Origin of the sequence: Candidatus Thiodiazotropha endoloripes, assembly GCF_001708965.1 — a bacterium.
Lineage (GTDB): Bacteria > Pseudomonadota > Gammaproteobacteria > Chromatiales > Chromatiaceae > Thiodiazotropha > Thiodiazotropha endoloripes.
Window position 1 is genome coordinate 1,517,413 of the sequence record NZ_LVJW01000006.1, and the last position, 12,541, is coordinate 1,529,953.

At 53.5% G+C, this 12,541-nt stretch carries 13 protein-coding genes; 4 read left to right on the forward strand and 9 right to left on the reverse strand.

Translation table 11 applies throughout. From position 1 onward, the window contains the following. Positions 1–13 precede the first annotated feature (13 nt). On the forward strand, positions 14–1,315 hold the full coding sequence (locus A3193_RS17520; RefSeq protein WP_069015392.1) for a hypothetical protein: 1,302 nt from the start codon (positions 14–16) through the stop codon (positions 1,313–1,315). Further along, positions 1,302–1,499, forward strand: a complete 198-nt coding sequence (locus A3193_RS17525; RefSeq protein WP_069015393.1) for a hypothetical protein — start codon at positions 1,302–1,304, stop codon at positions 1,497–1,499. The genes A3193_RS17520 and A3193_RS17525 overlap by 14 nt, the downstream gene beginning before the upstream one ends. A gap of 52 nt (positions 1,500–1,551) precedes the next feature. Here A3193_RS17525 and A3193_RS20180 read toward each other — a convergent pair whose 3' ends face one another. Further along, on the reverse strand, positions 1,552–1,857 hold the full coding sequence (locus A3193_RS20180) for a type II toxin-antitoxin system RelE/ParE family toxin (RefSeq protein ID WP_305782049.1): 306 nt from the start codon (positions 1,855–1,857) through the stop codon (positions 1,552–1,554). Continuing rightward, on the reverse strand, positions 1,854–2,093 hold the full coding sequence (locus A3193_RS20185; protein WP_071891702.1) for a type II toxin-antitoxin system ParD family antitoxin: 240 nt from the start codon (positions 2,091–2,093) through the stop codon (positions 1,854–1,856). The genes A3193_RS20180 and A3193_RS20185 overlap by 4 nt, the downstream gene beginning before the upstream one ends. Positions 2,094–2,241: 148 nt before the next feature. Between A3193_RS20185 and A3193_RS17540 the strand changes: the two genes are divergently transcribed. Next, positions 2,242–2,715, forward strand: coding sequence for a hypothetical protein (locus tag A3193_RS17540; protein WP_069015396.1), 474 nt, complete (start codon positions 2,242–2,244; stop codon positions 2,713–2,715). Positions 2,716–2,805: 90 nt separating this feature from the next. Further along, positions 2,806–3,420 carry a GNAT family N-acetyltransferase gene (locus A3193_RS17545; RefSeq protein WP_069015397.1) on the forward strand — a complete coding sequence of 205 codons (615 nt, stop codon included), beginning with the start codon at positions 2,806–2,808 and terminating at the stop codon, positions 3,418–3,420. A gap of 134 nt (positions 3,421–3,554) precedes the next feature. Here A3193_RS17545 and prpF read toward each other — a convergent pair whose 3' ends face one another. The 7 genes from prpF to A3193_RS20845 all read right to left on the reverse strand — a co-directional run. After that, positions 3,555–4,739 carry a 2-methylaconitate cis-trans isomerase PrpF gene (prpF, locus tag A3193_RS17550; RefSeq protein WP_069015398.1) on the reverse strand — a complete coding sequence of 395 codons (1,185 nt, stop codon included), beginning with the start codon at positions 4,737–4,739 and terminating at the stop codon, positions 3,555–3,557. Positions 4,740–5,045: 306 nt separating this feature from the next. Then, the gene (locus A3193_RS20935; protein ID WP_268806845.1) at positions 5,046–5,171 is read right to left on the reverse strand and encodes a hypothetical protein; all 126 of its coding nucleotides are present in this window, start codon (positions 5,169–5,171) and stop codon (positions 5,046–5,048) included. 428 nt (positions 5,172–5,599) lie between these two features. Then, positions 5,600–5,983: an endonuclease domain-containing protein gene (locus A3193_RS17555; protein ID WP_069015526.1), complete on the reverse strand. Its 384-nt coding sequence runs from the start codon at positions 5,981–5,983 to the stop codon at positions 5,600–5,602. Positions 5,984–6,078: 95 nt separating this feature from the next. Next, complete coding sequence (gene acnD, locus A3193_RS17560; RefSeq protein ID WP_069015399.1) at positions 6,079–8,670, reverse strand: Fe/S-dependent 2-methylisocitrate dehydratase AcnD; 2,592 nt, start codon at positions 8,668–8,670, stop codon at positions 6,079–6,081. A gap of 288 nt (positions 8,671–8,958) precedes the next feature. Then, complete coding sequence (gene prpC / locus A3193_RS17565; protein WP_069002964.1) at positions 8,959–10,113, reverse strand: bifunctional 2-methylcitrate synthase/citrate synthase; 1,155 nt, start codon at positions 10,111–10,113, stop codon at positions 8,959–8,961. A 175-nt stretch (positions 10,114–10,288) separates the two neighbouring features. Next, positions 10,289–11,185, reverse strand: a complete 897-nt coding sequence (prpB, locus tag A3193_RS17570) for a methylisocitrate lyase (RefSeq protein WP_069015400.1) — start codon at positions 11,183–11,185, stop codon at positions 10,289–10,291. Between the two features lie 1,172 nt (positions 11,186–12,357). After that, a partial coding sequence (locus A3193_RS20845) for a hypothetical protein (RefSeq protein WP_235615032.1) occupies positions 12,358–12,541 on the reverse strand: 184 nt, incomplete at its 5' end.

Here is a 12,541-nt window from a genome sequence, read left to right on the forward strand (position 1 = left end):
AGGAGAAAGCTAAATGACCGCAGAAGTTGCGATAATAAACAGGAACGCTGTAGCTTTAGCTGCAGATAGCGCAGTTACAATTGGAAGCCAAAAAATCTACAACTCGGCCTTAAAGCTTTTTTCCTTATCAAAGGTAGCTCCGGTTGGTGTGATGATCTATGGAAATGCCAGTTTAATAGACGTTCCATGGGAAACGATAATTAAAATATTCAGGGAAGATATTAGTGAAAAGAGATTTAACACGCTACAGGAGTACGCTGATACATTTTTTGAGTTTGTTCGAACAACAAACGATTTCTTCCCTGAGTCCTCTCAAAAAGCGTGGGTTCAACGAAATATTAGAGGATATTTTGAATTTATCCTTGAAGTTCTAATTGAGGACATTCAAGAAGTTATTAAAATTAAGGGAAAGATCGAAGAGTCCGAGACGCAGGTTGTTTTCGAAGAGTGTGTAAAGAAACAGCATAATGCTCTAAAAGATATGGAACTAGTTGTTAAAGTTACCAAAACTGACGAGAAAGGAATCAGGAAGAAGTATCAACCAATCGCAAAGCAATTAATAAAAGATGTATTTCAAGGTTTGACACCTACACGCTCGATATTATCGAAGCTGTATGATATTGCTGCTTTCATACATTCTAGGGATGTTTTTTCAGAGAGTACATCTGGTCTGGTCATTGCAGGGTTTGGAGAAAAAGAAATTTATCCAGTCGTGCTTTGCCATGAAATTGAAGGAGTTGTTGAGAACAAACTAAAATATAAATACGTGGAGAAAAAAAGTAGAGCAATTGGTAAAGGAGCAGAATGCTCAATCATCCCGTTTGCACAGGATGATATGGTTGCATCATTCATGCATGGTATAAATCCTTCTATTCAAGTCTTTTTGATAGATTACTTAAATCAAATGAATGCGAGAATACCCGATCTTCTTGATGCTGATTCCCTTTCCGGCACAGAAGAAGAAAAAGAAAAAACCATTTCTACTCTTCAAAATGATGTATCTGATTTACTTGGGAAGTTTCTTTCACAACTACAGCAACATACGCAAACTGAGCATGCCAACCCAATTATGCAAATGGTATGCGCCTTACCTAAAGATGAATTAGCTGCCATGGCAGAATCTCTTGTAAACCTTACTGCATTCAAAAGGCGAATGACTAAGTCATTAGAGACAGTTGGCGGTCCCATTGATGTTGCTGTTATTTCAAAAGGCGATGGCCTAGTATGGGTAAAGCGGAAGCACTATTTTCCTTCAGAGCTTAATCAACACTTTTTTGCAAATTACTTCAGAGGAATGATCAATGAGCCAAACTAAAAAAGAACCTTCAAATAAAGATATAACGTGTAACTCTTTTGAGGAGTGGAGGGCTCATTACTTGCCTAAAACAACTGAAAGGGAAATCACAGAAAACCTCCGGTCTGACACATCTAAGCTTGCTGTCACGCTGGCAAACAAAACTATTGATGATCTGTTGTCACAAAAAGCTCTTAACAAGTAGCTGCATCGGAAAAACCAGTCGCTGCGCTCCCGGTTTTCCGCTGAGCTAGGCGTTATGCCTCAAAGAGCTTGGAAGAGACATCCATGTGTTTATGAAGAATTCGAATTATCTCTACGCATTCGGTACCAGAGATCCTGTAATAGATTACGTGGCTGATCACTGGGAATTTTCTATATCCAGGTCTTATATAGTCACAAGCACTTCCGAGGTTTGGGTTGTCTGCCAACTGATGAAAGGAATCGTCAAATTGATGCAAGTATTTGTTGCGCTGATTTCTACCCCATCGCTTTTGGGTAAAAACGGCAATCGCCTTCAAATCATCTTTCGCTCTGGCTTTAAGCTTGAAGGTGGGTATCAATGAGAATCGTCATCAAGTTCAGAAATCAGCCCGTCGAGGGAATACTCTACAAAATCGCTAGATTCGCCTTCATCCAGCATTTTTCGAAGTGCAACAAGTTTTGTCTCCTCTTCCTCAAGCAACCTCAAACCTGCACGCACAACCTCACTGGTAGAAGAAAATCTTCCGTTTTTCAATTGGTTATCAATAAAAGAGTTAAAGTGTTCATTAAGGGTAATGCTCGTGTTCTTGCTCATCTGCTTAGCCTAAGGTTGGTACCAATATTTGGTACTATAGTCAGGCATTACAAGGGGGTCAAGCCGCTCGTTGCACTCGCTAGGACACTCCGCAGCTATGCTGCTCCGTGCCTCTTACCCCAACGTTATGTTTTAGTGAAAAATCGAAATGAATAGCAGAACTTTACTCTCAATCGGATTGAAATTGTTCGGTATATATTTCTTAGTATCGGGAATATCCGCTATTACACAAATAGTTTGGATATTTGACTCTAATAGCAGAGAGGGATTTCAAACCACTCAAATACTCGCAATTTCCTGGCATCTTGCGTTTCTGGTTTTTGTCGGTCTTTTGTTCACATTTAAAAGTGAACTAGTTGCTTATGTGCTTGATAGTTCAGAGTCAAAGGAAATATCAAAGAGCGATATATCAATTAACAATATCCTTCGCTTAATCGGTGTATTTCTAATAGCAACATCAATAGGTTCATTTTTAAAGAGTGTTATACCCCTATTCCCATCAGAAATAGAATTAATGTTTGATTTTGGTGACTTTTTATCGACATTAGCAAGCCTAATAATTGGTGCAACATTAATATTTAGCCCAAGAGTGCTTAATGATTTGTTTAAAAATAAAACATAACCAAGAGCTCCATTGGATGCTCGCTATCGCTCGCCCCACTGAGCCCAAGCGTTCGGCAGCAAATAACCAGTTCATCAAATCGCATTGAAGATGGAAAGAAAAGAAAAAACAATATTACTTAGGCCGGCGAAACCGGAATTTGAAGAGGGTTTGCAATTCGCTCATTACCTCGATCAGGCTGCAGAAGGGTTTTTCCGAATTATGCTGGGCCGAGAATCAGAAAGCATTATCGCTACGGCATACATTGATAGAGGGCATTCACTCTCCTATGAGCATGTGATTTTTGCCGAAGTTGATACAAAAATAGTCGGTATGAGTTCATCATTTACTGAAAAACAACAGCGTATGTTTTCTGAAGAGCCACTACAAAGTGCTGCAAAAAGAAACGTTATTCGACTGAAACTTATGCGGATCCTTTTTGCGCCAATATGGCGTATCCTTGAGACTATCCCTGAGGGTGATTTCTACGTACAGGGAATCGCAATCGAAGCCGAATTTAGAGGAGCCGGTATTGGCTCAATCCTCATGCAGGAGATAGAGAATCGTGCTAGAGCAAGTGGGTCAACCAGACTCAGTTTGGATGTTTCAGCAAAAAATGATGGTGCCAGGAGATTGTACAAACGGCTTGGAATGGTTGAGTCCTCGAAATGGCCAAATTCAAGTTTTATTCCAACTGTGTTTATCAGAATGACCAAATATTTGTAGCCTCTGCGCTTAAACAGCCTAACAGTGCAATCAGCTTGTCGGGCCTTGCGGCCCACAAGTTAGCGAGACCTCACGGGCCCAAATTACCCATGAAAAGTCGTCTCAAATCTTACTGGCAAGTGATATTTGGTTTATTAAACGGGAATTACATCACCCGGTATTCTTACCGTTCCTTCCATCAGGATGCGGGCACTCCTGCTCATCACCACCTTCTCTACAATCCAGTTGCCAGCCTGTTGGGAGGCGGCCGCGCCGACCTTAAGGGCGCCTGAGGGATGCCCGAAGGTGACCGACTCCCGGTCGCCACCACCAGCGGCCAGGTTGACCAGGGTGCCGGGTATTGCGGCCGCTGTACCGATCGCCACTGCGGCTGTACCCATCATGGCGTGGTGCAGTTTGCCCATGGAGAGCGCTCTGACATTGAGATCGATGGCATCGGCTGATATTCCTTTGCCACTTGATGCGGTATAGCTGGCGGAGGGAGAGACAAAGGCGACTTTCGGGGTGTGCTGACGGGCTGCTGCCTCCGACACTGCGTTGATCAGTCCCATTTTGATTGCCCCATGGGCGCGGATCGTCTCGAAGCGCTCCAGTGCCGCCGGGTCGCCGTTGATGGCTTCCTGCAGTTCGGTGCCGTTATAGCCGATCTCATCCGCATTAAGAAAGATGGTGGGGATGCCGGCGTTGATCATGGTGGCCTTGAAGCTGCCGATACCCGGTACCTCCAGATCGTCCACCAGGTTGCCGGTGGGAAACATCGCCTCCGAAGGGTCTACAGGGCTCATGAATTCGATCTTTACTTCAGCGGCGGGGAAGGTGACCCCGTCGAGTTCGAAGTCGCCGGTCTCCTGGACCTCGCCATTGGTGATCGGAACATTGGCGATGATGGTCTTTTGGATGTTCTTTTGCCAGATGCGTACCACGGCGATGCCGTTGTCAGGGACTCGCTCAGGGGCCACCAGGCCGCTGGCGATGGCGAAGGAGCCTACGGCGGCGGTGAGGTTGCCGCAGTTGCCGCTCCAGTCGACGAAGGCCTTGTCGATGGCGACCTGACCGAACAGATAGTCCACATCGTGATCCGGCTGATCGCTTTTCGCCAGGATCACTGTTTTGCTGGTGCTGGAGGTGGCGCCGCCCATGCCATCGGTCTGTTTGCCGTAGGGGTCGGGGCTGCCGATTACTCTGAGCAGCAGCTGGTCGCGGGCTTCACCCGGTTGCTGGGCGGCTTCGGGCAGGTCGGTCAGGTTGAAGAAGACGCCTTTGCTGGTGCCGCCGCGCATGTAGGTGGCGGGGATTTTGATTTGGGGTTTGTGGGGCATGGGTGTTACCTCGTTGTTCCTGCTGATTTTAATCCCCCTCTCCCCCGGCCCCTCTCCCGCGAGGGGAGAGGGGGGGTAAGAGGGTGGGTGCCAGTCAGGATTGAATCTGTTTTGTTTCGGCTGTTTTGACCTTGTTTGATGGGTTGGTCATCTTTGGGTGAACACCTCTGTTGGTTTCGTTCATGCTGCCTTTGACGGGGATTAATTCGGTATATGGCATGGGCGTTACTCCTTTTCCTGTTGATTCCCCCTCTCCCCCAGCCCCTCTCCCGCGAGGGGAGAGGGGGGTAAGAGGGTGGGTGCCAGTCAGGATTGAATCTGTTTTGTTTCGGCTGTTTTGACCTTGTTTGATGGGTTGTTCATCTTTGGATGTACGCCTCTGTTGTTTTCGTCAGCACTGCCTTTGACGGGGATTAATTCGGTATATGGCATGGGCGTTACTCCTTTTCCTGTTGATTCCCCCTCTCCCCCAGCCCCTCTCCCGCGAGGGGAGAGGGGGGTAAGAGGGTGGGTGCCAGTCAGGATTGAATTTGTTTTGTTTAGGCTGTAGTGACCTTGTTTGATGGGTTGGTCATCTTTGGGTGAACGCCTCTGTTGTTTTCGTCAGCACTGCCTTTGACGGGATTAATTCGGTATATGGCATGGGTGTTACTCCTTTTCCTGTTGATTCCCCCTCTCCCCCGGCCCCTCTCCCGCGAGGGGAGAGGGGGGTAAGAGGGTGGGTGCTAGTCAGGTTTGAATCTGTTTTGTTTAGGCTGTAGTGACCTTGTTTGATGGGTTGGTCATCTTTGGGTGAACACCTATGTTGGTTTCGTTCATGCTGCCTTTGACGGGGATTGATTCGGTATATGGCATGGGCGTTACTCCTGTTCCTTTTGATTCCCCCTCTCCCCCGACCCCTCTCCCGCGAGGGGAGAGGGGGGTAAGAGAGAGAGGATTTCAGTCAGGACAGATTCGGTGTTGTTGAGGATGTCGTGGTTCCAGAAGCGCAGGATCTGGAAGCCCTGTTGGCTGAGCCAGGCATCCCGTTTGCGATCGGTGGAACTTTGATTGTGCTGGCCACCATCACACTCGATGATCAGCTTTTCACTAAAGTGGATGAAATCCACGATGTAAGGTCCTACGGGCTGTTGTCGTCGAAACTTCTGACCTGACAGCCGATGGGCCCTTAAATGCTTCCATAAGACTCTCTCCGCGTCGGTCATGTTCTGACGCAATCGTTTTGCGAAAATCCGTTTGTTCATAAGCATCCTCCTTGATGCAAAAGCTCCCCTCTCCCCTCGTGGGAGAGGGGCCGGGGGAGAGGGGGTGAACCCCGCTTGAGAGGCGGATAGCATCATTAACCGGCTTCCGCTTCCAAAAAGTCATTGGCAAAGCGCTGCAGTACCCCACCGGCGCCATATACGGAGACCTCTTCCGCGGTATCGAGCCGGCAGGTGACCGGGATCTCCACCGACTCCCCGTTGCGGCGGTGCATCACCACGGTCAGTTCCGCTCTGGGGGTGGGTTGGCCGATCACGTCGAAGGTCTCGGTGCCATCGATGTCGTAGCTCTGTCGGTTCTCTCCGGGCATGAACTCCAGCGGCAGTACACCCATGCCCACCAGGTTGGTGCGGTGGATGCGCTCGAAGCCCTCGGCCAGAATCGCTTCAACCCCGGCCAGGCGCACGCCTTTGGCGGCCCAGTCCCGGGAGGAGCCCTGTCCGTAGTCGGCACCGGCCACGATGATCAGCGGCTGATTGCGATGCATATAGGTTTCGATCGCTTCCCACATGCGCATCTGCTCACCTTCCGGTTCCAGTCTGGCCAGGGAACCCTGGGTGATCTCACCTGCCTGATCCCGGCACATTTCGTTGAGAAGCTTGGGATTGGCGAAGGTGGCCCGCTGGGCCGTCAGATGATCGCCACGGTGGGTGGCGTAGGAGTTGAAGTCCTCCTCCGGCAGGCCCATCTTCGCCAGGTACTCACCGGCGGCGCTGCTGGCGAGGATGGCGTTGGAGGGGGAGAGGTGATCGGTGGTGATGTTGTCACCGAGGACCGCCAGGGGACGCATCCCCTGCAGGCTGCGCTCACCGGCCAGTGCCCCTTCCCAGTAAGGTGGACGACGGATGTAGGTGCTTTTTCCACGCCAGTCGTAGAGTGGGCTCTCTGCCGCCACCCGCTCACCCAGATCGAACATGGGCTGGTAGATCTGCTGGAACTGCTCCGGCTTCACCGACTGGTTGACGATGGCGTCGATCTCCTCATCGCTGGGCCAGACATCGTTGAGGGTGATCGGGTTGCCATCCTGGTCATGGCCGAGGGGATCCTGTTCGATGTCGAAGCGAACCGTGCCGGCGATGGCATAGGCCACCACCAGCGGCGGCGAGGCGAGAAACGCCTGCTTGGCATAGGGGTGGATGCGGCCGTCGAAATTACGATTGCCGGAAAGTACGGCGGTGGCGTAGAGATCCCGGTCGATGATCTCCTGCTGGATCTTTGGGTCCAGAGCGCCGCTCATACCGTTACAGGTGGTGCAGGCGTAAGCCACGATGCCGAAACCGAGTTGCTCAAGTTCGCCCAGCAGGCCCGCCTCCTGCAGATAGAGTTTGGCTACCTTGGAGCCGGGGGCAAAAGAGGATTTGACCCAGGGTTTGCGGATCAGTCCCAGCTGGTTGGCCTTGCGCGCCAGCAGGCCGGCGGCCACCACATTGCGGGGATTGGAGGTGTTGGTGCAGCTGGTGATGGCAGCGATGATCACCGCCCCGTCGGGCATCTCACCCGGCTTCTCTTCCCAGGCGCCGGCGATACCCCGCTCCGCCAGGGCGGAGGTGGGCAGTCTGCGGTGGGGGTTGGAGGGGCCAGCCATGTTGCGCTCCACACTGGAGAGGTCGAACTCGAGCAGCCGCTCATACTCCGCAGCCGCCAGGTCGTCCGACCACAGGCCGGTCTGCTTGGCATAGTTCTCGACCAGGGCGACCTGCTCAGGCTCACGGCCGGTCAGTTTCAGGTAGTCGATGGTCTGTTGATCGATGTAGAAGAGTCCGGCCGAGGCGCCGAACTCCGGGGTCATGTTGGAGATGGTGGCCCGGTCACCGATGGTCAGGCTCTCGGCCCCTTCGCCGAAGAACTCCAGATAGGCTGAGACCACCCGCTGTTGGCGCAGAAATTCGGTCAATGCCAGCACGATGTCGGTGGCGGTGATACCGGGTTGTCTCTGGCCGGTGAGTTTGACGCCAACGATCTCCGGCAGCCGCATCATCGAGGCGCGCCCCAGCATCACGTTCTCCGCTTCAAGACCACCGACGCCGATGGCGATCACGCCGAGGGCATCCACATGGGGGGTATGGCTGTCGGTGCCGACACAAGTGTCCGGATAGGCGATACCATCGCGGGCCTGGATCACCGGCGACATCTTCTCCAGATTGATCTGGTGCATGATGCCGTTGCCGGCGGGTATGACATCCACATTGTCGAAGGCGGTCTTACACCACTCGATGAAGTGGAAGCGATCCTCGTTGCGACGGTCTTCGATGGCCCGGTTCTTCTCGAACGCCTCCGGATCGAAGCCGGCATGTTCCACGGCCAGGGAGTGGTCGACGATCAGCTGGGTCGGCACCACCGGATTGACCTTGGCCGGATCGCCACCCTTGTCGGCAATCGCATCGCGCAGTCCCGCCAGGTCGACCAGCGCGGTCTGCCCCAGGATGTCGTGACAGACCACCCGTGCCGGATACCAGGGGAAATCCAGATCCCGTCTGCGTTCGATGAGCTGTTTCAAGGCATCGGTCAGCAGCTCGGGATCACAGCGGCGCACCAGCTGCTCCGCCAGCACACGGGAGGTATAGGGGAGTTTGCTGTAGGCGCCGGGTTGGATTGCCTCGACTGCCTCGCGGGTGTCGAAATAGTCCAGGTCGGTCTCGGGCAGTCGTTTTCTGAATTCGGTGTTCATGGAGTTCTCATTTGCTGAATTGGCAAGTTGGATCGCTGGTGTGAGTTTCTTGGAGCTCGGCTGCTTTGTTGTCGCTTCGCGCCCCCCTCTCCCTGGCCCTCTCCCGCGAGGGGAGGGGGGATGCATGGAGCAGACGCTGGCGTGTGCAAACAGTCTCTACTACTACCCAGCTGATGGTTATGGATGCACTCAATTAAGAACGTCCCCTCTCCCCTCGGGGGAGAGGGCCAGGGAGAGGGGGATCAGAAGGCCCGGCTTAAGCCGGTTCCATAACGCTTAGTGTCAAAATCATCCTCGCTCTTCGATCGGCACCCAGGCCCGGTTTTCCGGTCCGGTGTAGTTGGCCGAAGGCCGGATGATCTTGCCGTCTTCACGCTGCTCGATCACATGGGCGCCCCAGCCGCTGACCCGGGAGATGACAAACAGTGGGGTGAACATGTCGGTGGGTACGCCCATCTGGTTGTAGGAGACCGCGGAGAACCAGTCCAGGTTGGGGAACATCTTCTTGATCTCCCACATCACCGCTTCCAGGCGATCGGCGACACTGAACATGGTCATGTTGCCTGCCTCTTCCGAGAGATCCTTGGCGACCCGTTTGATCACCTCGTTGCGTGGGTCGCCCACGGTATAGACCGGATGGCCGAATCCGATCACGATCTCTTTGCGCCCGACCCGTTCGCGGATATCCGCTTCCGCTTCATCGGCGCTGTGGTAACGGCTCTGGATGCGGAAGGCCTCTTCGTTGGCGCCGCCGTGCTTGGGACCGCGCAGGGCACCGATCGCCGCTGTAATAGCGGAGTACATGTCGGAGTTGGTGCCCGCCACGACCCGTGCGGTGAAGGTGGAGGCGTTGAACTCATGCTCGGCATAGAGCACCAGGGAGGTGTGCATCGCCCGCACCCAGGACTCTTTTGGCTTCTCGCCATGCAGCAGATGGAGGAAGTGACCGCCGATGGAGTCGTCGTCGGTCTCCACATCGATGCGTTTGCCGTTGAAGGCGTAGTGGTACCAGTAGAGCAGGGCGGAGCCGAAGCTGGCCATCAGCCGGTCGATGATCTGACGCGCCTCGGCGGCCGGGTGGCTCTCTTTCTCCGGTACACAGCTGCCCATCACCGAACAGGCGGTACGCATCACATCCATCGGATGGGCGGAGGCGGGGATCGCCTCCAGCGCCTGTTTTACCGCCAGGGGCAGGCCGCGCATCGACTTCAGCTTGGTCTTATAGGCTGCCAGCTCCGAGGGGGTGGGCAGGGTGCCGTGAATCAGCAGATAGGCAATCTCTTCGAACTCCGCTTTCTCTGCAAAGTCGAGGATGTCGTAGCCGCGGTAGTGCAGGTCGTTACCGGTCCGGCCGACGGTGCAGATTGCGGTGTTGCCGGCAGCGGTGCCGGAGAGGGCGACAGACTTCTTCGCCTTGGGCAGGATTTGGTTGGGGTCGCTCATGGGGAAACCTCCTCTGATACGATGTGTGTAATTTGGTACTGCGTTATTTGGCTGTTTTGAGTCTCAACCGCAAATGGATGCGAATCACCGCTCAAAAACGCAAATGGCGTGAATAACGAAGTCATTTCATTTGCGTCAATTCGTGGTGGTTTGTGTCCATTCGCGGAAAAAATTTTCAACTCTCCGCCCGCTCCTCAGTAGCGAACAGTGAGTCCAGTTTCTGTTCGAAATCGTGGTAGCCCAGGTAGTCGTAGAGATCCATGCGGTTCTGCATGGTGTCGACAACGCCCTGCTGGGTGCCGTTCTTGCGTAAGCTCTGGTAGACGTTCAGGGCGGCGGCGTTAGCTGCGCGGAAGGCGCTCAGCGGGTAGAGGGCAATGCTTACGCCGGCACTCGCAAGCTGATCTACGGTGAACAGGGGCGTGGAGCCGAATTCGGTGATGTTGGCTAATACCGGCACCTTCACCGCATTGACGAACTCCCGGTATTGGTCGAGCTCGGTCATCGCCTCGGGAAAGATCATGTCGGCACCCGCTTCGACACAGGCGCAGGCCCGATCGATGGCGGACTGCATGCCTTCCACGGCCAGGGCGTCGGTGCGGGCCATGACCACGAAGTCGTCATCCAGCTTGGCATCCACCGCCGCTTTGATGCGGTCGACCATTTCGATCTGGGAGACGATCGCCTTGTTGGGGCGGTGGCCGCAGCGCTTCTGCTGTACCTGGTCCTCCAGGTGGACCGCTGCGGCGCCGGACTTGTTCATGTTGCGGATGGTGCGGGCGATATTGAAGGCGCCGCCCCAGCCGGTGTCGATATCGACCAGCACCGGCAGTTCGGTGACTTCGGTGATACGACGCAGATCGGTGAGTACATCCTCCAGGGTGGTGATGCCAAGATCGGGGATGCCACAGGATCCGGCTGCGACACCACCACCGGAGATGTAGAGGGAGCGGTAACCGGAAGCCTCGGCGAGGCGTGCGTGGTAGGCGTTGATGGCGCCCACACACTGCAGCGGTTTCTCCTGTTCGATGGCGGCCCGGAAGCGGGCGCCGGGGGTTAGGTTGTTGGTCATTTCATTTCCTCTAAAAAATTAGACTCGGTTATGAGTTTCGGTGTGCGCTTTGCGCAGGCCGTTTTATTCCCCCTCTCCCTGTCCCTCTCCCGCGAGGGGAGAGGGGACGCTCGTAATTGAGAGCATCGATAACTGCTTGTTGGGCAGTAGACAGACTCTCTCTCACTCCTGATCTTGCTCGATGCATTCCCTCTCCCGCGAGGGGAGAGGGGACGCTCGTAATTGAGAGCATCGATAACTGCTTGTTGGGCAGTAGACAGACTCTCTCTCACTCCTGATCTTGCTCGATGCATTCCCTCTCCCGCGAGGGGAGAGGGGACGCTCGTAATTGAGAGCATCGATAACTGCTTGTTGGGCAGTAGACAGACTCTCTCTCACTCCTGATCTTGCTCGATGCATTCCCTCTCCCGCGAGGGGAGAGGGGACGCTCGTAATTGAGAGCATCGATAACTGCTTGTTGGGCAGTAGACAGACTCTCTCTTCCTCCTGATCTTGCTCGATGCATTCCCTCTTCCGCGAGGGGATAGAGGACGCTCGTAATTGAGAGCATCGATAACTGCTTGTTGGGCAGTGGACAGACTCTCTCTCACTCCTGATCTTGCTCGATGCATTCTCTCTACCGCGAGGTGAGAGGGGATGCTCTTAATTGAGAGCATCGATAACTGCTTGTTGGGCAGTGGACAGACTCTCTCTCACTCCTGATCTTGCTCGATGCATTCTCTCTACCGCGAGGTGAGAGGGGATGCTCTTAATTGAGAGCATCGATAACTGCTTGTTGGGCAGTAGACAGACTCTCTCTTCCTCCTGATCTTGCTCGATGCATTCCCTCTTCCGCGAGGGGATAGAGGACGCTCGTAATTGAGAGCATCGATAACTGCTTGTTGGGCAGTGGACAGACTCTCTCTCACTCCTGATCTTGCTCGATGCATTCTCTCTACCGCGAGGTGAGAGGGGATGCTCTTAATTGAGAGCATCGATAACTGCTTGTTGGGCAGTGGACAGACTCTCTCTCACTCCTGATCTTGCTCGATGCATTCTCTCTACCGCGAGGTGAGAGGGGATGCTCTTAATTGAGAGCATCGATAACTGCTTGTTGGGCAGTGGACAGACTCTCTCTCACTCCTGATCTTGCTCGATGCATTCTCTCTACCGCGAGGTGAGAGGGGATGCTCTTAATTGAGAGCATCGATAACTGCTTGTTGGGCAGTGGACAGACTCTCTCTCACTCCTGATCTTGCTCGATGCATTCTCTCTACCGCGAGGTGAGAGGGGATGCTCTTAATTGAGAGCATCGATAACTGCTTGTTGGGCAGTAGACAGACTCTCTCTTCCTCCTGATCTTGCTCGATGCATTCC